The 18,706-nt window shown below is 68.3% G+C and carries 16 protein-coding genes; 9 read left to right on the top strand and 7 right to left on the bottom strand.

Annotated elements, in window-relative coordinates:
* Window positions 1-43 precede the first annotated feature (43 nt).
* Together E0H50_RS12850 and hpf are read left to right on the top strand one after the other, a co-directional pair.
* Window positions 44-736, top strand: coding sequence for a ComF family protein (locus E0H50_RS12850; RefSeq protein WP_238150931.1), 693 nt, complete (start codon window positions 44-46; stop codon window positions 734-736).
* A 216-nt stretch (window positions 737-952) separates the two neighbouring features.
* Window positions 953-1,579 carry a ribosome hibernation-promoting factor, HPF/YfiA family gene (gene hpf / locus E0H50_RS12845; protein ID WP_202868119.1) on the top strand — a complete coding sequence of 209 codons (627 nt, stop codon included), beginning with the start codon at window positions 953-955 and terminating at the stop codon, window positions 1,577-1,579.
* A gap of 79 nt (window positions 1,580-1,658) precedes the next feature.
* Here the strand turns inward: hpf and E0H50_RS12840 are convergent, their stop codons facing one another.
* A complete protein-coding gene (locus tag E0H50_RS12840) occupies window positions 1,659-2,471 on the bottom strand; it encodes a S1 family peptidase (protein ID WP_131287445.1) in 813 nt (270 codons plus the stop codon).
* Window positions 2,472-2,618: 147 nt separating this feature from the next.
* Between E0H50_RS12840 and E0H50_RS12835 the strand changes: the two genes are divergently transcribed.
* The 3 genes from E0H50_RS12835 to E0H50_RS12825 all read left to right on the top strand — a co-directional run bounded on the left by E0H50_RS12835 (window position 2,619) and on the right by E0H50_RS12825 (window position 8,382).
* A complete protein-coding gene (locus E0H50_RS12835; RefSeq protein WP_131287443.1) occupies window positions 2,619-3,833 on the top strand; it encodes a winged helix-turn-helix domain-containing protein in 1,215 nt (404 codons plus the stop codon).
* Window positions 3,834-4,019: 186 nt separating this feature from the next.
* Window positions 4,020-6,989: a preprotein translocase subunit SecA gene (secA, locus tag E0H50_RS12830; protein WP_131287441.1), complete on the top strand. Its 2,970-nt coding sequence runs from the start codon at window positions 4,020-4,022 to the stop codon at window positions 6,987-6,989.
* A gap of 442 nt (window positions 6,990-7,431) precedes the next feature.
* Complete coding sequence (locus E0H50_RS12825) at window positions 7,432-8,382, top strand: NAD(P)H-dependent flavin oxidoreductase (protein WP_131287439.1); 951 nt, start codon at window positions 7,432-7,434, stop codon at window positions 8,380-8,382.
* Here the strand turns inward: E0H50_RS12825 and melA are convergent.
* Genes melA through E0H50_RS12795 form a run of 6 tightly spaced genes read right to left on the bottom strand, consistent with a single transcriptional unit; the run spans window position 8,346 to window position 14,430 of the window.
* Window positions 8,346-9,641: an alpha-glucosidase/alpha-galactosidase gene (gene melA / locus E0H50_RS12820; protein WP_131287437.1), complete on the bottom strand. Its 1,296-nt coding sequence runs from the start codon at window positions 9,639-9,641 to the stop codon at window positions 8,346-8,348. The genes E0H50_RS12825 and melA overlap by 37 nt on opposite strands.
* Window positions 9,638-10,561, bottom strand: a complete 924-nt coding sequence (locus E0H50_RS12815; protein WP_131287436.1) for a carbohydrate kinase family protein — start codon at window positions 10,559-10,561, stop codon at window positions 9,638-9,640. Before E0H50_RS12815 ends, melA begins: the two co-directional genes overlap by 4 nt.
* A 5-nt stretch (window positions 10,562-10,566) precedes the next feature.
* Window positions 10,567-11,379, bottom strand: coding sequence for a carbohydrate ABC transporter permease (locus E0H50_RS12810; RefSeq protein WP_131287434.1), 813 nt, complete (start codon window positions 11,377-11,379; stop codon window positions 10,567-10,569).
* Window positions 11,376-12,299, bottom strand: coding sequence for a carbohydrate ABC transporter permease (locus tag E0H50_RS12805; protein WP_131287432.1), 924 nt, complete (start codon window positions 12,297-12,299; stop codon window positions 11,376-11,378). The genes E0H50_RS12810 and E0H50_RS12805 overlap by 4 nt, the downstream gene beginning before the upstream one ends.
* Window positions 12,299-13,591, bottom strand: coding sequence for an ABC transporter substrate-binding protein (locus tag E0H50_RS12800; protein WP_131287430.1), 1,293 nt, complete (start codon window positions 13,589-13,591; stop codon window positions 12,299-12,301). Before E0H50_RS12800 ends, E0H50_RS12805 begins: the two co-directional genes overlap by 1 nt.
* A gap of 35 nt (window positions 13,592-13,626) precedes the next feature.
* Window positions 13,627-14,430, bottom strand: a complete 804-nt coding sequence (locus E0H50_RS12795) for an endo alpha-1,4 polygalactosaminidase (RefSeq protein WP_238150930.1) — start codon at window positions 14,428-14,430, stop codon at window positions 13,627-13,629.
* 274 nt (window positions 14,431-14,704) lie between these two features.
* Here E0H50_RS12795 and E0H50_RS12790 point away from each other — a divergent pair, with 274 nt between their 5' ends.
* The 4 genes from E0H50_RS12790 to E0H50_RS12775 are packed head-to-tail and all read left to right on the top strand — an operon-like array spanning window position 14,705 to window position 18,706.
* Window positions 14,705-15,730 carry a LacI family DNA-binding transcriptional regulator gene (locus tag E0H50_RS12790; RefSeq protein WP_131287428.1) on the top strand — a complete coding sequence of 342 codons (1,026 nt, stop codon included), beginning with the start codon at window positions 14,705-14,707 and terminating at the stop codon, window positions 15,728-15,730.
* A complete protein-coding gene (locus E0H50_RS12785; protein ID WP_131287426.1) occupies window positions 15,727-16,995 on the top strand; it encodes an extracellular solute-binding protein in 1,269 nt (422 codons plus the stop codon). The genes E0H50_RS12790 and E0H50_RS12785 overlap by 4 nt, the downstream gene beginning before the upstream one ends.
* On the top strand, window positions 16,992-17,891 hold the full coding sequence (locus tag E0H50_RS12780; protein ID WP_131287424.1) for a carbohydrate ABC transporter permease: 900 nt from the start codon (window positions 16,992-16,994) through the stop codon (window positions 17,889-17,891). Before E0H50_RS12785 ends, E0H50_RS12780 begins: the two co-directional genes overlap by 4 nt.
* Window positions 17,888-18,706: a carbohydrate ABC transporter permease gene (locus tag E0H50_RS12775; RefSeq protein WP_131287422.1), complete on the top strand. Its 819-nt coding sequence runs from the start codon at window positions 17,888-17,890 to the stop codon at window positions 18,704-18,706. Before E0H50_RS12780 ends, E0H50_RS12775 begins: the two co-directional genes overlap by 4 nt.

The following is an 18,706-nucleotide window of genomic DNA, read 5'->3' as shown; positions in this document are numbered from 1 at the left end:
GCGGCCGCGGTTGCGGGGGCCGCCGCGGATCGTGGACCGTGAGGTGGTGCGCGGGTGGGACGGGTACGTGGACCTGGTGCTCGGCGGGCGGTGCGCGGGCTGCACACGGCCCGGCGTCACTCTCTGTGGTGGTTGCCGTCGGCTACTGACCGAACTGACTCCGTTCCGTACATGGCCCGACCCGCGTCCACCTGGTCTCGCGCCCCCGACCGCCGCCGCGCCGTACGCCGGGGAGCTCCGGAACCTGATCCTCGCGCACAAGGAGCACGCGCGGTACGCCCTCGCCAGGCCACTCGGCGAGCTGCTGGCGAACGTCGTACGGGCGGCCCTGGACCAGCGGCGGGCGGCGTGGATCTGCCCGGTGCCGTCGCCGCGGGCAACGGTCCGCCGGCGCGGCCACGACCCGCTCGGGCGGATTACGAAGGCAGCCGTCAGATCCCTGCGCAGACAGGGAATCGACGCGCGGACGGCCGCCGCGCTGCGGGTCGTGGGACGTCCCGACGACCAGGCCGGGCTGTCCGCGGAACGCCGTACCGCGAACCTGGACGGGGCGTTCGGGCTGCGTTCGCGCTGGGCTGAAACGCTGATCGATCAACCGGTCCTGCTGGTCGACGACGTGATCACCACCGGATCCACGCTCAGCGAGGCCTGCCGCGCCTTGGAATCCCGGGGAATCCAGGTCCTCGGCTGTGCGCTGCTCGCGGCGACCTCGCGACACCGGACGTCTGGTTCATGAGAACTTCTCTACCGGTTTTCGCCGAAGCCGACTAGCGTTGGCTTATGACACCCGCTAGGGCTTGTCGGGCAGTGGAGTGGTGGAGGACCGGATCAGCCGGATTCCTCGCCACCGGGTCCGACGGGTTCGACAGCGGGTGTTCTCGTTTCGGGCACCGTCACCACGAGTACGGGGGTCCGAACACGTAAAAGAAGTCGCCGATCGATGGAGGTTTCCGTGGACGTCGTTGTCAAGGGTCATCACTGCGAGGTCAGTGACCGCTTCCGGCAGTACGTCGAGGAAAAACTCGAGCGGATCGAGAAGGTCGATCACCGGGTACTGCGGTGCGAGGTGGAAGTCAGCCAGGAGAAGAACCCGCGACAGCACGATCGGGCGATGCGTGTCGAGCTCACCATGTACACCAAGGGTCCGGTGGTCCGCGCAGAGGCGTGCGGGGAGACCAAGCAGGCAGCGTTCGACGTCTGCCTGGACCGGCTCCGGTCCCAGGTCCGCAAGGCGGCCGACCGCCGCCGTGTGCACCGTGGTGAGCGTACGCCGGAAGGCCTGCGGCACGTGAACGCGAAGCAGCCGCTCAACGGCAACGCACCTGTAGTGGAGGAACCAGTCGCCGAGGACGAGGTGGCGACGCACAAGTACGGATCTCTCCTGGTCACCGGCGACGGACCGCTGGTGATGCGCGAGAAGACCCACACCGCCAAGCCGATGACCCTGGACCAGGCGCTCTACGAGCTCGAACTGGTCGGGCACGACTTCTACCTGTTCGTCGATGCCGATGAGAACCAGCCCAGCGTCGTCTACCGGCGCCGCGGCTACGACTACGGCGTCATCCGGCTGGCCGTCTAGGACCTCAGGAGGTGCACGGACGTCGGGGCCCGGGCGATCCGCCCGGGCCCCTTCGCTGTCGCGCTCGGTCAGCTGTCGGTCAGCTGTCGATCTGTTGCTGCAGTGCGGCGGCGTACGTCGCGACCTCGGCGTACACGCCCGGGTTGCCGGCGTCCGCGCAGCCGACGCCCCACGAGACCACGCCGAAGAGCCGGCCGTTCAGGACCAGCGGGCCGCCGGAGTCGCCCTGGCAGGAGTCCTTGCCCCCGTCCTCGTAGCCGGCGCAGATCTCGCCGTCGGCGGTGTAGCCCTCGCTCGCGTACGCCTTCTCGCAGTACGCGTCGCCCAGCACCGGTACGTCGACCTTCTGGAAGGTGTCCTCCGGGCCGGTGCCCTCGGTGCTGCCCCAGCCGTAGACGACCGACGCGGCACCGGCGGCGTCCGTGGCTTTGTCGGTCTCCAGAGCCAGTGTGTCGACCCCGTCGAACGGCGTCGTCAACGTCATCACGGCCACGTCGTGACCGGGCGACTTGCCGTACTCCGGGTCGACCCAGATGCTGCTGATCTTGGACTCCTTGCCGCCGGAGGCGGTGAGCACATCGCGGCCCTGGATCGCCGTGTAGGTGGACGCGGCCTCCTGGGCGCAGTGCGCGGCGGTGACGATCTTGTTCGCCTTCACCAGCGTAGAACCGCACCACTGGCCGCTCGGCGAGGGGGAGCCGCTGTTGTTCAGCGCGATGGCCCACGGGGTGTCTGCGGTGTGGGCGATGGTGCCGCCGACGATCCGGGTCTTGGGTCCGTCGGGCGACTGCGCGGCCGATGCGGAGCCTGCGACGGCCACCGCACCGAGGGACGCCGCAGCCAGTACGCCGGCCGCGAGGGCAGCGCGAACCGCATGCTTCTTTCCTGTCATGCCTCACTCCAGGGTGATAGGGGCCGCACGGGCGGACGGCCTCCTCGCAGGTTCCCCCGAACACCATCCGTAGCGCACCTCCCACTTTGGGTAACACCAGAGTTATGCCCGCCCAGTTCTGTCGGTGGCACCCGGCAGACTTCGGGTATGACGACGCAGCTCCAGCTCTCGACGGCTCAGGCGCGCCGGGTGGCGCTCGCAGCGCAGGGGTTCACCGACCCGCGGCCCAAGGGCGTCCCGGACATGCGGGCGCTCAGCCGGGTGCTGGGGCGGATCGGGTTGATCCAGATCGACTCGGTCAACGTGCTGAGCCGGACGCAGTACCTGCCGCTCTACTCCCGGCTCGGTCCCTATCCGCGCGACCTGCTGGACCGCGCGGCCGGGAAGGCTCCGCGCCGGCTGGTCGAGTACTGGGCGCACGAGGCGTCGCTGATCCCGGTCGAGACGCACCCGCTGATGCGCTGGCGGATGGCCCGGGCGGCGACCGAGGCGTGGGGCGGCCCGCGGTCGATCGCGAAGGAGCGGCCGGACCTGATCAAGCAGGTGCTCGCCGACGTCCGGAGCCACGGTCCACTGACCGCCCGCGAGATCGACGACGACGTCGAGCGGGCCCGGGACAACTGGGGCTGGAACTGGTCCGACGTGAAGCGCGCCCTCGAGTTCCTGTTCTTCGCGGGCGAGATCACGGTCGCCCGGCGCAACCAGCAGTTCGAGCGGCTGTACGACGTACCCGAGCGGGTGCTGCCCCGCGCGGTCGTGGAGACGCCGACCCCGACGCTCGACGAGGCGCACCGCGGGCTGGTGTCGATCGCGGCCCGGGCGCACGGGGTGGCCACCGCGCAGTGCCTGCGGGACTACTTCCGGACCGCACCCGCACCGACGCAGCAGGCGATCTCCGAGCTGGTCGAGGAGGGCGAGCTGGTCCCGGTCCGGATCGACGGCTGGAAGCGCCCGGCGTACCTGCATCGCGATGCGCGGCAGCCGCGGCGGGTGAACGCGCGGGCCCTGGTCAGCCCGTTCGACTCGCTGGTGTACGAGCGCACCCGGACCGAAGTCCTCTTCGACTTCCGGTACCGGATCGAGATCTACGTCCCGGCCGAGAAACGCGTCTACGGGTACTACGTGCTGCCCTTCCTGCTCGGGGACCGGCTGGTCGCCCGGGTCGACCTCAAGGCGGACCGCCCCGGCGGGGTGCTGCTCGTCCAGTCGGCGCACGCGGAGCCGAAGGCGCCGGTGGAGACCGCCGAGGAGCTGGCCGCGGAGCTCGTCCAGCTGGCCGGATGGCTCGGGCTGGACCAGGTCCGGGTGGCCGGCGGCGGTGACCTGTCGCCAGCGCTCAGTGACGCTCTGCGCGGTTCCTGAGACCGCGCTGGGAACTTTCGGGCTCGCCCGGACGTGGGTGAGGTAGGGCTCGAGGCACGCTGCGGGCGTGGCTTGGCACACCCGGCCCCGTACGATGGGGTCGCACGCCTTCCCGGTGGGTCGGCCGTGCCCTGTCGGCGTTCGGCCGCAACCCAGGCTTCAGCAGCAAGGAGTGAACTCCCCACCATGAAGGTTGTCGACAAGGTCCTGCGGATCGGCGAGGGCAAGATCCTGCGCCAGCTGCACGGCATCGCGAAGATGGTCAACTCCATCGAGGACGACTTCGTCAACATGTCCGACGAAGAGCTGCGCGCGCAGACCGCGGAGTTCAAGGAGCGGCACGAGAACGGGGAATCCCTCGACGCGCTGCTCCCGGAGGCCTTCGCGGTGGTCCGGGAGGCCGCCAAGCGGACGCTGCACCAGCGGCACTACGACGTCCAGATCATGGGTGGGGCCGCGCTGCACCTGGGCAACATCGCGGAGATGAAGACCGGTGAGGGCAAGACCCTGGTCGGCACCCTCCCGACGTACCTGAACGCGCTGTCCGGCAAGGGCGTGCACGTGGTCACGGTGAACGACTACCTGGCCAAGTACCAGGCCGAGTGGATGGGCCGGGTGTACCACTTCCTCGGCCTCGACTACGGCGTGATCCTGCCGGAGATGACCCCGGCCGAGCGCCGGATCGCCTACGCCAAGGACATCACGTACGGCACCAACAACGAGTTCGGCTTCGACTACCTGCGCGACAACATGGCGGGCAGCATCGAGGACTGCGTCCAGCGCGAGCACAACTACGCGATCGTGGACGAGGTGGACTCGATCCTGGTCGACGAGGCCCGGACCCCGCTGATCATCTCCGGCCCGGCCGAGGACAGCCAGCGCTGGTACGTCGAGATGGCCCGGATCGCGAACACGCTGAAGGCCTGGACGCTGGCCGACGAGGCGGAGCTGAAGCGGAAGAACCCGCGCGTCACCGACCTCGAGATCGACGAGACCAAGCGCCGGGTCGCCGACTACGACGTCGACGAGAAGAAGCGGACCGTCGCGATCCTCGAGCGCGGGATCGAGAAGGTCGAGGACCGGCTCGGCATCGACAACCTGTACGAGTCGGCCAACACCCCGCTGATCAGCTACCTGAACAACGCGCTGAAGGCCAAGGACCTGTTCCACCGGGACAAGGACTACGTGGTGGTCGACGACGGTGAGGTCCTGATCGTCGACGAGCACACCGGCCGGACGCTGCACGGCCGCCGCTACAACGAGGGCCTGCACCAGGCGATCGAGGCCAAGGAAGGCGTCGAGATCAAGGAGGAGTACCAGACCCTCGCGACGATCACGTTGCAGAACTACTTCCGCCTCTACACCAAGCTGGCAGGTATGACCGGTACGGCGATGACCGAGGCGAACGAGTTCTCCAAGGTCTACAAGCTCGGTGTGGTCCCGATCCCGACGAACAAGCCGATGATCCGGGTCGAGGAGCGGGACCTGATCTTCCGCACCGAGGACGCCAAGTTCGACGCCGTGGTCAAGGACATCGTCGACGCGCACTCGACCGGGCAGCCGATCCTGGTCGGCACCACGTCGGTGGAGAAGTCCGAGCGGCTGTCCCGGCAGCTGCTCAAGGAGAACATCAAGCACGAGGTGCTGAACGCGAAGCAGCACGCGCGCGAGGCGGCGATCGTCGCCGAGGCCGGCCGCAAGGGCGCGGTCACGGTGGCCACCAACATGGCCGGCCGTGGTACCGACATCATCCTCGGCGGGAACCCGGAGTTCCTCGCCGACAAGGAGCTGCGAGCCCGCGGGATCGACCCGGCCGAGGACATCGAGCAGTACGAGGCCGAGTACCCGGCGATGCTCGAGCAGTTCGAGAAGCAGGTGAAGGAGGAGCAGGAGGAGGTCCGCGAGCTCGGCGGCCTCTACGTCCTCGGCACCGAGCGGCACGAGTCGCGGCGGATCGACAACCAGCTGCGCGGTCGCGCCGGCCGTCAGGGCGACCCGGGCAAGTCCCGGTTCTACCTGTCGCTGGAGGACGACCTGATGCGGCTGTTCAAGCGCGAGATGGTCGACTGGGCGATGTCGCGGAACAACGACGACAGCCAGCCGCTGGAGAACAAGGTCGTCACGAAGGCGATCGCGTCGGCGCAGGGTCAGGTCGAGGCGCAGAACTTCGAGACCCGGAAGAACATCCTCAAGTACGACGACGTGATGAACCGGCAGCGGCACGTCGTGTACGACGAGCGCCGCCGCGTGCTCGAGGGCGCCGACCTGCGCGACCAGGTGACCGACATGCTGGAGGAGACCGTCACCGGCTACGTGCAGGGCGCGACCGCCGACGGGTTCGCCGAGGACTGGGACCTGGATGCGCTCTTCACCGCGATGAAGACGCTGTACCAGACCGAGCTCACCGAGGAGCAGCTGATCGAGGAGGCCGGCGGCGAGAAGGCGGGCCTGACCCAGGACTTCCTGGTCGAGCGGTTCCTCGAGGACGCGACCGCGGCGTACGAGCGCCGTGAGGAGTCGCTCGGCGAGGAGGCGATGCGCGAGCTGGAGCGCCAGGTCGTGCTGAGCGTGCTGGACCGCAAGTGGCGCGAGCACCTGTACGAGATGGACTACCTGCGCGAGGGCATCGGCCTGCGGGCGATGGCGCAGCGCGACCCGCTGGTCGAGTACCAGCGCGAGGGCTACGACATGTTCGCCGCGATGATGGAGTCCATCAAGGAGGAGTCGGTCGGCTTCATCTTCAACGTCGAGGTGAACGTCGAGGCGATGCGCGCCGAGAAGGAGCTCGCCGACGAGGCGGCGCTCGCGGACGAGGACAACCTCCAGGGCCGCCGGATCCAGGACATCCTCGCCTCAGGCCCGGCCGCCGCGGAGCTCGTCGACGGTGACGAGGAGCGGCCCCAGGACACGCCGCGGCCGCGGGACACCCCGCGCCTGCGGGCCAAGGGCCTCACCAACGAGCCGCGTCCGCAGCGACTGACCTACTCAGCGCCGACGATCGACGGAGACGACGAGGTCGCGATGCACCAGGACGCCGTCGAGGAAGGCACCCTGCAGTATGCCGGTACGCCGCGCAACGCCGCCTGCCCCTGTGGCTCCGGCAAGAAGTACAAGCGCTGCCACGGCGACCCGCAGTCGGACGTCTACAAGTTCTGAGCAACGCCCAACGGCCGGTTCCCCACTCGGGGAGCCGGCCGTTTCGCGTGGGCGTGAACAGGAAGTGGGATGTGGGCGGGGGAAATAGCGGCTCTCGTGGCTGAGGTGTGGGTGCCCCGGGGCGGTTGAGTGTGCTCCGAGGACACGCACCGGGAACGCGCAATGGGGACTGGGGACAGGCAATGGGGACTGGGGACAGGTAATAGCAGGTGCCCACTCACCATTTCCTGTTGCACGGTCCCGGATCGGGTGATCGCCGTCCCACACGTCGGACAGTAGAGCCGAAATAGCCTGTTCACCCCCACCGGCACCCGGGCACACCCCCGAGAACCGTGCTGACCGACGGTGGGTGATGCCGGCCGTGGCGAGGGTGGGGTGGGGCGCGGTGTGGTGGCGGCCATGGCGGTGGGGGGGGGGGCTGGTGTGTGGTGCTCTGGGGTGTATGTGGCTGAGTGAGCGGTTCGGGGTGACGGTTCCGGTGGTTGGGGCGCCGATGGCGAACGTGAGCGGCGGGCGGCTGACTGCGGCGATCTCCGCGGCCGGTGGATTGGGGATGCTGGGGGCCGGCTCGGCCGTTACCGCTGACTGGATTCGCACCGAGGGAGCGATCGCGGCGGCGGGCGGGACGCCGTACGGGATCGGGTTGATGGCGTGGTCGGTGAAGGATCATCCTGAGCATCTGGAAGCGGTGCTGGAGTTGCGGCCCGCGCTCGTGTCGTTGAGCTTCGGGGATTACACGCCGTACGTCGGAACGCTGCAGGAGGCCGGGATTGTCGTCGCGACCCAGGCCGGGACGGTCGCAGATGCGCGGGAGGCGGTGGACGCGGGCGTGGACGTGATCGTTGCCCGGGGCGCCGAAGCGGGCGGGCACGGGCGCAACGCGGTGGCGACGTTGCCGTTGCTGCAGGCGATCCTCGACGTGACCGACCTGCCCGTGCTCGCGGGCGGCGGGATCTCCGGGGCCCGCGGCCTGGCTGCTGTGATGGCCGCCGGCGCGGTCGGAGGGTGGATCGGTACGGCGTTCCTGACCTGCGTCGAGGCGCAGACGAAGGAATCCGCGCGGCAGCGCATCATCGAGGCGGACGAGACCGAGACCGTCTACGGCACCGTGTTCGACGCCGCCTCGCGCGCCGGCTGGCCGGACGAGTTCGGCGGCCGCGCACTCCGCAACGCCTTCTTCGACACGTGGGAAGGACACGAGGAGGAGCTGAAGACCAAGGACTCGGCCCACGACCTGTGGGTCGAAGGGGCCGCCGACCCGGCCCGCGCGTCGATCTACGCGGGCCAGGGCGTCGGCGCACTGACCGGGCAGCCGACCGCGGCCGAGGTCCTCGCCGGTTTCGCGACGTACCGCGACTACCTGAGCGCCGCTCTCAACGACGGGTCCAAGTAGTTGCGGTGAGCAAGCACCAGGTCGTTGCACAGCTCCCAGATCTGCTCGACGGGTAGCGCGGCCGCGGTCGCCGGGTCGACCATGACGGCTTGCCGGATCGCCCGCGGATCCTCCTCGATCGCTGCCTGTACGGCGAGTTCGGCGACGCTGAGGTAGGCGCGGTTGAGAGCCGCGCACTGTGCCGGGAGGGCGCCGACCGCGGTCGGCCGGACACCGGACGCGTCCACCAGACAAGGAACCTCGACGACCGCACCGGGCTGCAGGTTGGGGATCAGGCCGGTGTTCGGGACGTTTCCGTAGACCGTCCGGGGAGTGCCGGTGACGATACTGTGGATGATCTGCGGCGCGTACTCCATCGTGGGCTCGACCTCGACGGGATCGCCGGTCTTGAGGGCGTTGCGGGTGTGCTCGTACGACGCGAGATTCTCCGCGACGATGTCGAGGTACGCCCCGATCGGCAGCCGGAGCCGCTCGACCTCGCGGGCGTGGCCGAGGTACCACGGCACGTACTCCGCGGAATGCTCGCTCGTCTCGGTCGGGTAGAACCCGAGCCGCCGGTACATGTCGACCCGGACCCGGCGCAGCAACTCCGGATCCGCCGCGATCGCCTCGTCCAACCGGTCGTACAGGTTCTCGGAGCCGCGTTCGAACCGCAGTACCCACGACTGGTGGTTCACCCCGGCGGCCAGGTACGTGACGTCGTCGTACGGTACGCCGACGAGCTCGGACAGCCCCTGCATCGTCCAGTACACCGAGTGGCAGAGCCCGACGACGTTCCGCACCCCGAGCGCCTTGAGGTACCAGACGTTCATCACCATCGGGTTGGTGTAGTTGAGCAGCCACGCGTCCGGGCACATGTCGGCGATGTCCTGCGCGAGCCCCCGCAGGACGGGAAACGTCCGCAGCGCGCGGAAGACGCCGCCGACGCCGAGGGTGTCGCCGATCGTCTGCCGGATCCCGTACCGGGCGGGGATCTCGAAGTCGGCGTGGGTGGCCGCGTTCATCCCGACCTGCACGATGTTGATGACGAAGTCGGCGCCGTCCAGCGCCGCGCGCCGCTCGAGATGCGTGCTGATCTGCGGTACGACGCCACGCTCCCGAGCGATGTACGCCGCCGCGGCCGCAGCGGTCTCGAGCCGCTCGGGGTCGATGTCGTGCAGAGCGATCTGCAACGGCCCGAGCTCGAGCGCGAACAGGTCCGCGAGCAGACCCTGCGTGAACACCACGCTGCCCGCGCCGATGAACGCAATCCTGGTCATGACGTCACGCTTTCCACTGCTAGGTCCCAGTCGGGTTGTGCTGCGGTGCCGCCTGCTGCGCGGGTCGAGAGCGAGCCGCACGCCGCGGCGATCGCGAGGGCGCGGTCCGGGCGGAAGCCGTTCAGTACGGCGGCCACCCAGCCGGCGTCGAAGCTGTCGCCGGCGCCGACGGCGTCGACCGTGTCCACCTTCAACGCCGGTGCCGTGATGACTCTGGAGCCGTTGTGGGCCAGGGCTCCGTCCGGACCGTTCTTGACCACGACGAGGGGGCCGCGGCGGGCGAGGATGCCGGCGGCGTCCTCGACCTGGTGATGGCCGGTCAGCGCCAGTGCCTCGGCCGCGTTGGGCAGGAAGTAGTCCGTGACCCGCAGCACCGGGTCGAGAACCGTCCGGTCCCATTTCCCGGCCGGATCGTCGTTCGGGTCCAGCGACGTGGTCGCCTTCGCGGCCTTGGCCTCCTTGAAGATCCCCGCGAGTCCCGCGGCGAGCTCTGGCATCAAGTAGAACGAGGCAGCGTGCACATGTCGCACCGACCTGATGAGGCTGGGCGGTACGTCGTCCGCTGTGGTGCTGGGTAGACATCCGGGGGAGGTCAGGATCGCGCGGTCGTCCCCTGAGGTGAGGATCGTGGTCAGCGGTGTCGGCAGGTCTGGGTCGGTCACCAGCGCGTCGACGTTGACCCCCCGGTCCGCGAGCGACGTACGGACGAAGTCGCCCGCCGGGTCGTCGCCGACCCGGCCCGCGAAGGCGACGGTCAGCCCGAGCCGGGCCGCGCCGCACGCCATGATCGACGCCGAGCCGCCGAGCACGAGCGAGCCACCGGGAACGAGGCGTTCCCGTTGGCCGAAGAGGATCGGCTGGTCGACGGGCCCGACGACCACGTCGGGGTTCGCGTCACCGATCACGAGAAGATCGAACATTCTGGTCAGCCTTTGAGTCCGGTGGAGGCCAGCGAGCGGATGAACGCCTTCTGGGCCAGGAGGAACCCCAGCAGGACGGGCAGCACGGTGATGACGTTGCCGGCCATCACGGCCGACCACTGGGTGTGGTGCTGTCCCTGGAACGTGGTGAGTCCCAGCTGGAGGGTGTAGGTGGAGTCGCTGTTGATCGCGATCAGCGGCCAGGTCAGGTCGTTCCAGGTCGCGAGGAACGTCAGTACGGCGACGGTGCTCAACGCCGGCCGCGCGAGCGGCAGCACGATCGACACCAGGATCCGGAGCCGCCCGCAGCCGTCGATCCAGGCCGCTTCCTCGAGTTCGCGGGGCAGCGAGACGAAGAACTGCCGGAACAGGAACACGGACAGCGGTGTCACCAGCGACGGCACGATCAGCGCGCCAAGCGTGTCGATCAGGCCGAGCTGCTTCATCACCAGGAAGGTCGGGATCATCGTCAGCTGGAACGGGATCACCATCGTCGCCAGCATCAGTCCGAGGACCAGCTTCGACCCGGCGAACCGGATCCGCGCGAACGCGTACCCGCCGAGCGACCCGAGCACCAGGTTCGCCGTCACCGCCACCGCGGAAACGATGAAGGAATTCAGGAACCAGCGCGGAAACAACGCGTTCCCGAGCACGTACCGGTAGCCGTCGAGCTTGATCGCGTGCGGCCACAACGCCGGCGGAAAACGGTTGATTTCCGCGTTGCTCATCACCGAGCTGACCAGCAGCCAGACCAGCGGCAACGCGAACAGCACCGCCAGCGGGGCGAGGACGAGGTGCCAACCGCTGATTCGCTTCATCGGGCGGCCACCCGCCTCCGGTAGATCTGCAGGGCGCCGCCGATCACCAGCAACGCGACGGCCAGCGTGTACGCCGCGGCCGCGCTGTAGCCGGCCGTGAACGTCTTGAACGCCTTCTCCCAGATGAAGTACACGATCACCGTAGTCGAGCCGAGCGGCCCGCCTTTCGTGGTGACGAACACCAGGTCGAACACCTGCAACGCGTTGATGGTCTGGAACAGCAGCAGGAAGATCGTCACCGGTGCCAGCGCGGGCAGCGTCACGTGCCGCAGTACGCCCCAGCGGCCGGCGCCGTCGATCCGCGCCGCCTCGACCAGCTCGCTCGAAACCCCTTGCAGGCCGGCGAGATAGACGATCACGCAGAACCCGGTGCCGCTCCACAAGGAGATCGCGACCAGCAGGTACAGCGCCTGACCGGGATCGCTGAAGAACCCCTGCGCCGGCAGCCCGAGCTTGTGCAGCAACGAGTTCGCGACACCGAATTCCGGATCCAGCACGAACGAGAACAGCACGCCCTGCGCCGCCGCCGACACCACGAACGGTACGAACACCAACGTCCGGTACAGCCCGATGAACGCGATCTTGCGATCCAGCGCGATCGCGATCCCCAACCCGGCGACCACGCTCAACGGCACGTACAGCGCGGTGTAGATCAGCGTGTGCGAGACCGCGGACCCGAACGCCGGGTCCTTCACCAGCGCCTTGTAGTTCGCCAGCCCGACCCACTCGCTCGGCGACACCAGGTCGTTGACCTGGAACGACAACAGCAACGACCACAGCACCGGTACGACGCTCAGTCCGAGAATGATCAGCACCGACGGGCTGACGAACGCCCACCCGGTCGCACCTTCACCGCGCGCCCGCCCCTTCGGCGCCCGGGATCGTGGATCGACGGTGAACGTCCCGACCACACTGGCCATCAGTTCGGCACCGCCAGCACCTGGTTGCACTGGTCGACGGCCTGCTTCAACGCATCCGCGGGGCTCTGCTTCCCGAGCAGTACGGCGGCGATCGCCTGGCCCATGTGCTCCGAGATCTGCGGGTACGTCGAGATCGTCGGCCGTACCTTCGCGGTGTCGAGGGCGGCCACGAACACGTCGAGCCCGTTCGTCGCGGCGGAATGCTTCTTCCATTCAGGCATTTCCGCGGTGGCCTTGGTGATCGGCAGGCTGCCGCCCTTGACGTCCCACTGCAGGTCCTGCGTCGGTTCGGCCAGCCAGCTGACGAACTCGGTGGCCGCCTGCACCTTGGCCTTGCCGTTGTCGAAGACCGTCCAGGTGTCCGGCCCCGAGATCGTGATCGGCTTCCCGGAGTACGACGGCAGCGGCGCGACGCCGTACTCGAGGCCGTTGTCCTTCAGTTCGGGGAGCTGCCAGGGGCCGGTGGCAACCATTCCCATCCGGCCGCCGAGGAACACCTGGTACAGCTGCTCGCTGCCCGGCTTCGGGTCGACGTACAGCGACTTGTCGGTGCGCAGCCGGTCCAGCGTCTCGAGGGGCTTCTGGCCGACCGAGTCGAAGCCGACCTTCTTGCCGTCGCCGCTGACCACATCGCCGCCGAGGTCCCAGATCATCGGCCAGATCCGCCAGACCGTGTCCTCGTCGCCGACGCCCGGCCACCCGGTGCCGAAGATCCCCTTGGCCGGGTTGGTGAGTTGCTTGGAAGCGGCAACGAAATCGTCCCAGGTCCAACCGGCCTTCGGCGGGGCCACACCGGCGGCCGCGAACAGCTTCTTGTTGTAGACGACGCAGAGCGAGTCGAGCAGCGCCGGAGCCGCGCGCACCTTGTCCTTCACGCTGACCGCGTCCTTCGCGGCCGGCCAGTAGTCGTCGATCTTCAGTTTGCCGGTCAGATCGGCGACCTTCGGAGACTTGGTCAGGCTGGCGAGGTCCGACCCGAAGATGTACGCGATATCCGGGTAGGACCCCGCCGCCAGGCCCGCGGTGACCTTCTGCAGCATGCTGTCCGCGGTCACGCCGCCACCGCCGCCCACCACCTTGATCTTCGGGTGCGACTGGTTGAACGCGGTGATCAGGGAGTCGATCGCGGCCTTGCCGAGATCCACCTGGCCGTGCCAGAGGTCGAGGGTCACGACGCCGTCGGCGCTTAGATCCTCCTGCTTCCCGCAGGCGCCCAAGGTGCCGACGGCCGCGACGGCCGCGGCCGCGCGAAGGACGTCACGACGGGACAGGTTTCGAGCATGCTGAGACATGACGGTCTCCAGAAAGGGGTGGAGGAAAGGGAGTTTCAGCAGGTCTTGCGGACGTACCCGGAGTCGCCCGGGACGGAGACGTCCACATCGCGCTGCACGATCGACAGCGTGCCGCCGTACTGCGAACACGCTTTCCGCCGACCGTTGTCGGTGTACTCGACGACGATCACGTTGTTGCCGAAGGCATCCACGTAGTCGCCGCACTCGTCGTACTGGCCGCATTCCTCGGCGACCGCGAAGTCGAGGCCGACCGTGGATCGGGCGCCGGCCAGTTCGACCGTGTTCTTCTGGCCGATGGCGAGGCTCTTGCCGTGTGCGTGGGTGGCCAGCAAGGTCAGGTACGCCTTCGCCTGGCCGGCGGTGAGAAGGTTCTTCGAGCGGGTGTAGCTGTCGTAGTTGTCGGGCTCGATCGCCTGGTAGCCCTTGGCGGCGCAGCCGTCGATCCAGCCGTTGACCTTGGCCGCGATCCGGGTCCGCTGGTCCGCCGTTCGGAGGTCGAGGAGCGGTTCGCCCCAGTCCTCGTCGATCACCAGGTTGCCCTTGGCATCGCGGAGCAGCAGGTCGGAGGCCCACTGGCCCTGTTCACCGGGCTGGACCTGAAAGGCGTTGACGTAGCAGATGTTGTAGAGCCCGGTCGCCGGTGCGGCGGTCCGGTCGCGGGTGACGACCTGGACGCCGGCGGGCGGGGTGTACGCGCCGCCGATCTGGTAGTCGAACTTCGCGTGCGCCGGCGGGAGCGTGACGGCCGCATCGGCGGGGGTTCGGGTGAGAGTGGACGCGGTGACTGCGAGGGCGGTGGCCGCGGCTGCTACCAGCAGGCGGCGGGTGAGTCTGGACACGATTGCTCCATCGGTCCCGGGGACGCGACCCCGCCTCGGGTTTCTCACCACCCTGGCGCCGGGAAACCGGACTTCAGGCCGTCGGCCTGGTACCGGCTGGGTGCGTCACTGCGGACCAGTGAATCGCTCGCCGGGCGCGCCCGTCAAGCGATCGGCTGCAAACGAGTGCGCGGAACTGCCCGGAGATTGCGGTACTGCGCAGCACGCGAGATCTTGACAGCTCGGCTTTAAACCGGTTTAGATGCTCTTTAAACCGGTTAAAACGGAGGATCGAGTGACGAAACGGCCGACGATCGCGGATGTGGCGCGCCGGGCCGGCGTGTCCAAGGGCTCGGTGTCGTTCGCGCTCAACGGGCGCCCCGGGCTGGCGCAGCCGACCGTGGACAAGATCCTCGCGGCCGCCGACGAGCTCGGCTGGCGGCCGAGCAACCGCGCGCGATCGCTGTCGGTCTCGAAGGCGTTCGCGCTCGGCCTGGTGATCACCCGGGATCCGGCCGTGCTGTCGTCGGACCCGTTCTTCCCGGCGTTCATCGCCGGCGTCGAGAGCGTGCTGTCGACGCGCGGTCAGGCCCTGGTGCTGCAGGTGGTCGCGGACGGCTCGGAGGCCGACGGGTACCAGCGGCTCGCGCAGGACGCGCGGGTCGACGGGGTGTTCCTGTCCGACCTCCGGCACGACGACCCGCGGATCGACCTGCTGGTCGAGCTCGGTCTGCCGGCGGTCACCCTGAACCGGCCGGACGGGGACTCGCCGTTCCCGGCGGTCACCCTCGACGACCGACCTGGTACGGGGGCGGTCGTCGAGCACCTGCTCGAGCTCGGCCACACCCGGATCGCGCACGTCGCCGGCCCGCCCGCGTTCGTGCACGCGACGGCGCGCTCCACCGCCTTCGTCGAGACACTGGCTGCTGCTGGTCTGGAGCCGCTCGCGGTCGAGACCGGTGACTTCACGGCGGCCGGCGGGATCGAGGCCACCCGGCGGCTGCTCGCGCTGCCGGAGCCGCCGACCGCCATCGTCTACGCGAACGACCGGATGGCGATCGCGGGCCTCGGTGCCGCCCAGGCCGCGGGCCTGACCGTGCCGGACGACCTGAGCATCGCCGGCTTCGACGACAGCGAGCTCGCCGAGTACGTGCATCCCGGCCTGACCACGGTCCGCGCCGACCCGTTCCGCTTCGGCGAGACGGCGGCCCAGACCCTCAACCGGGTCGTCGACGGCGAGACCGACGTACCCGACGTCGAGCTGCCGCCCGCGGAACTCGTCGTCCGCCGCTCCACTGCCCGCTTAGGAGGAACACGATGAAGGTGCAAGCTGGATTGCTGGCCGTGGTTCTGGCCGGTTCACTCGCCGCGTGCGGGAGCGGCGGTGACGGCGCTGGTGACGCCGACACCGCGGCCCAGGCCCGCGGACCGATCACGATCTGGTACTCGAACAACGCCGAGGAAGTGGCCTGGGGCAAGCAGATGGTCGCGGCCTGGAACGCCGAGCACGCCGACCAGAAGGTCACCGCCCAGGAGATCCCGACCGGGAAGTCGTCGGAGGAGGTGATCGGCGCCGCGATCACCGCGGGGAACGCGCCGTGCCTGATCTTCAACACCTCGCCGGCGTCGGTCTCGCAGTTCCAGAAGCAGGGCGGTCTGGTGCCGCTGGACGCGTCCTACATCGAGGAGCGGTCCGGGGACGTCGCGCAGCAGTACAAGTCCGCGGACGGCAAGTACTACCAGCTGCCGTGGAAGTCGAACCCGGTGATGATCTTCTACAACAAGAAGATCTTCGCGAAGGCCGGTATCACCGATCCTTCGCTGAAGACGTACGACGAGTTCCTCGCCGCGTCGCGCAAGGTGGTCGCGTCGAAGGCCGCGAAGTTCGCGATCTACCCGGCGCCGAGCAACGAGTTCTATCAGTCCTGGTTCGACTTCTACCCGTTGTACGCGGCCGAGAGCGGCGGCAAGCAGCTGGTGGCCGACGGCAAGGCGACGTTCGCGTCCGACGAGGGCAAGAAGGTCGCTGACTTCTGGCGGACGATGTACAAGGAGAAGCTGGCGTCGCAGGAGAAGTACACCGGGGACGCGTTCGTGGACGGTACGGCGGCGATGGCTGTGGTGGGTCCGTGGGCGATCGCGACGTACAAGGGCAAGGTCGACTGGGGTGTCGTCCCCGTGCCGACGTCGTCGGGTAAGCCGGCGGACGAAATTCACACGTTTTCCGATGCCAAGAACGTTGCCATGTACTCCGCCTGCAAGAACCGCGGAACGGCGTCGGACGTGCTGAAGTTCGCGACCAGCAAGGACCAGGACGGAAAGTTCCTGGCCGCGACCGGGCAGATGCCGCTGCGCAAGGACGTCGCGTCGACGTACGCCGACTACTTCGCGAAGAACCCCGCGTACAAGACGTTCGCGGACCAGGCGTCCCGGACCGTCGAGGTCCCGAACGTGCCGAACTCGATCACGATCTGGCAGACCTTCCGCGACGCCTACTCCAAGTCCGTGATCTTCGGCCAGGAAGACACCGGCTCAGCCCTCGACGGCGCCGCCCAGAAGGTCGACCAACTCGTCAAGCAGTCATGAGGTCGCGTGGTCCGCTCGGCCGGATCCTCGGTGAGCATCCGGTCGGGACCGCGTTCGTTACTCCGTACGTCGTTTTCCTGGCGGCTGTGTTCGCGTATCCGCTCGGGTTCGCGGTCTACATGTCGTTCCACGACTACTTCTTCGCGGCGCCCGGGGCGATCGTGGACCGGCCGTTCGTCGGGTTCGACAACTACGTGACGGTGCTGTCGGATCCGGCGGTCCGGCGGGCGTTCGGAAACGTTCTGGTGTTTCTGGTGATCAACGTTCCGCTGACGGTCGTGCTGTCGCTGCTGCTCGCGAACGCGCTGAATGCGGCGATCCGGTGGCGGACGTTCTTCCGGGTCTCGTACTACGTCCCGTACGTCACGGCGTCCGTCGCGGTCGTCGGCGTGTGGCTGTTCCTGTTCAACTCCAACGGCCTGGTCAACTCCGTCCTCGGTCCGCTCGCGCCTGATCCGTCCTGGTTGGTGAACTCGTCGTTGGCGATGCCGACGGTCGCCATCTACGTCACGTGGAAACAACTCGGCTTCTTCATCCTGCTCTACCTGGCCGCGCTGCAGAACGTGTCCAAGGACCTGTACGAGGCCGCGTCGATGGACGGTGCCGGACGGTGGAAATCGTTTCTGAACGTGACCGTTCCGGGTGTCCGGCCGGCGACGACGCTCGTCGTGCTGCTCGCCACCGTGACCGGCGCGAACCTGTTCACCGAGCCCTACCTGCTGACCGGAGGCGGCGGACCGGACGGCGCTTCCGCCTCGCCGGTTCTGATCATGTACCAGCGCGGGATCGAGCAGGGTAACCCTGACGTGGGCTCGGCGATCGGTGTGCTGCTCGTCATCGGAGTGCTCTTGCTCGCGTTGATCGAACGGCGTTTCGTGGGGAAGGAGGAGTCGTGAAGCTCAAGTTCGTCGGGTTGCTGATCGGGGCCTTCGTGTTCCTGTTTCCCTTCTACTACATGCTGATCGGCTCCCTGCAGGCCGAGCCGGATCCGTCGGTTTCCGGAGCATTTCCGTCGCCCGGCAATTTGACGGGGCACAACTACGCCGAGATCAACCAGGCGATCCATCTCGGCCGGTCGTTGCTCAACTCCGGGATCTTCACCGGCGGCGTGATCCTCGGGACGCTCGTGTTCGGGGTACTCGCCGGGTACGCGCTGGCCCGGCTGCAGTTCCGCGGGCGCGGCCTGGTGTTCAACCTGATGCTGCTGATCCAGGTCGTGCCGTTCCAGTTGCTGACGATCCCGCTGTACGTGCTGATCGTGCGCAGTTACGGGCTGGCGGATTCCTATCTCGGGATGATCCTGCCGTTCCTGATCAACTCCACCGCGGTCTTCGTTTTCCGGCAGTATTTCCTGCAGTTGCCGGCCGAGCTGTTCGACGCGGCGCGGATCGACGGGGCGTCGGAGCTGAGCATCCTCTGGCGGGTCGCCGTACCGCTGGTGCGGCCGGCCCTGCTGACCGGTGTGCTGCTCACGTTCATCGGGCCGTGGAACGAATTCCTGTGGCCTTTCCTCATCACCAAGCAGCAGGACCTGCAACCGCTCGCGGTCTCGCTGTCCAACTACCTGACCACTGTGTCCGCACGTGCCGCGAACCCGTTCGGCGCTGTGCTCGCGGGCGCCTGCGTCCTCGCCGCACCCGCGGTGACCCTGTTCATCATCTTCCAGCGCCGGTTCATCTCGACCAACCTGTCGTCCGGCGTCAAAGGCTGA

The sequence above is a fragment of the Kribbella sindirgiensis genome (assembly GCF_004331435.1).
In the GTDB taxonomy this organism is placed as follows: Bacteria; Actinomycetota; Actinomycetes; order Propionibacteriales; family Kribbellaceae; genus Kribbella; species Kribbella sindirgiensis.
This window is presented reverse-complemented; position numbering and strand designations above follow the sequence as displayed.

Excerpts from the sequence above, each read along its gene's own strand:
- E0H50_RS12785 (WP_131287426.1), top strand. The coding sequence starts at position 15,727 with ATGAAGGTGCAAGCTGGATTGCTGGCCGTGGTTCTGGCCGGTTCACTC.
- secA (WP_131287441.1), top strand. The coding sequence starts at position 4,020 with ATGAAGGTTGTCGACAAGGTCCTGCGGATCGGCGAGGGCAAGATCCTG.
- E0H50_RS12835 (WP_131287443.1), top strand. The coding sequence starts at position 2,619 with ATGACGACGCAGCTCCAGCTCTCGACGGCTCAGGCGCGCCGGGTGGCG.
- E0H50_RS12840 (WP_131287445.1), bottom strand. The coding sequence starts at position 2,471 with ATGACAGGAAAGAAGCATGCGGTTCGCGCTGCCCTCGCGGCCGGCGTA.
- E0H50_RS12780 (WP_131287424.1), top strand. The coding sequence starts at position 16,992 with ATGAGGTCGCGTGGTCCGCTCGGCCGGATCCTCGGTGAGCATCCGGTC.
- E0H50_RS12805 (WP_131287432.1), bottom strand. The coding sequence starts at position 12,299 with ATGGCCAGTGTGGTCGGGACGTTCACCGTCGATCCACGATCCCGGGCG.
- E0H50_RS12800 (WP_131287430.1), bottom strand. The coding sequence starts at position 13,591 with ATGTCTCAGCATGCTCGAAACCTGTCCCGTCGTGACGTCCTTCGCGCG.
- E0H50_RS12825 (WP_131287439.1), top strand. The coding sequence starts at position 7,432 with ATGTGGCTGAGTGAGCGGTTCGGGGTGACGGTTCCGGTGGTTGGGGCG.
- E0H50_RS12810 (WP_131287434.1), bottom strand. The coding sequence starts at position 11,379 with ATGAAGCGAATCAGCGGTTGGCACCTCGTCCTCGCCCCGCTGGCGGTG.
- melA (WP_131287437.1), bottom strand. The coding sequence starts at position 9,641 with ATGACCAGGATTGCGTTCATCGGCGCGGGCAGCGTGGTGTTCACGCAG.
- E0H50_RS12815 (WP_131287436.1), bottom strand. The coding sequence starts at position 10,561 with ATGTTCGATCTTCTCGTGATCGGTGACGCGAACCCCGACGTGGTCGTC.